Genomic DNA, 539 nt, shown 5'->3' with positions numbered 1-539 from the left:
GCCGCCTGCGTTGTCTGCCGGGCGGCCTGAGTCTGACGCTCCATAAAACGCTGCATACGGGCAGAAGACCGTTCTGCATCGCTGGCTGCACCATTCAGAAGGTTTTTGATACGGGGAATTTCATTTTTAAACTCTGCCGCATCAATCCCCAAATCAATGACCAGGTTGGCTATCTGGTCCATAACGCACACCTCCGGAAATACCTTCCCCAAGATGCATCAGTTCTTCGTCCGTTCGCTCCGGTATCCCGTTCTCTTCCGGTAAAAGGCTGAAATCAGCCACCGCAGCATCACTGCTACCGGACACCATTCTCACGATCAATGCCTTCAGCGAGGCAAACTGCGCATCCATCCACACATCACTGAAGCTCTGCATCCGGAAATAATCGCCCCATTCACCAAGCTCAGTGGCCGACATTTCCGACAGCATCCGCCGCCAGTCTGCCCGCCGGAACTCCCGGGCAAGCCGCATGACAAACTGCATTTCCCGCGTCAGGACTTTTCCGGCGTCAGCACCTCATGCTCCAAATCCCCGGCATT

2 protein-coding genes are annotated in these 539 nt (G+C 55.3%); both read right to left on the bottom strand.

Annotated features, from left to right (window positions below; genetic code table 11):
- Positions 1-182, bottom strand: a 182-nt coding sequence (locus tag FTE26_RS08415; RefSeq protein ID WP_176259083.1) for a hypothetical protein, incomplete at its 3' end; no start/stop codon positions are given.
- Positions 154-483: a phage tail assembly protein T gene (locus tag FTE26_RS08410; RefSeq protein WP_001161009.1), complete on the bottom strand. Its 330-nt coding sequence runs from the start codon at positions 481-483 to the stop codon at positions 154-156. The genes FTE26_RS08410 and FTE26_RS08415, both read right to left, overlap by 29 nt.
- Between the last annotated feature and the right edge of the window lie 56 nt (positions 484-539).

Source organism: Escherichia sp. S10b (assembly GCF_028421345.1).
Lineage (GTDB): Bacteria > Pseudomonadota > Gammaproteobacteria > Enterobacterales > Enterobacteriaceae > ECMA0423.
The sequence above is the reverse complement of the archived record's forward strand: the minus strand, read 5'-3'. Positions and strand labels throughout refer to the sequence as shown.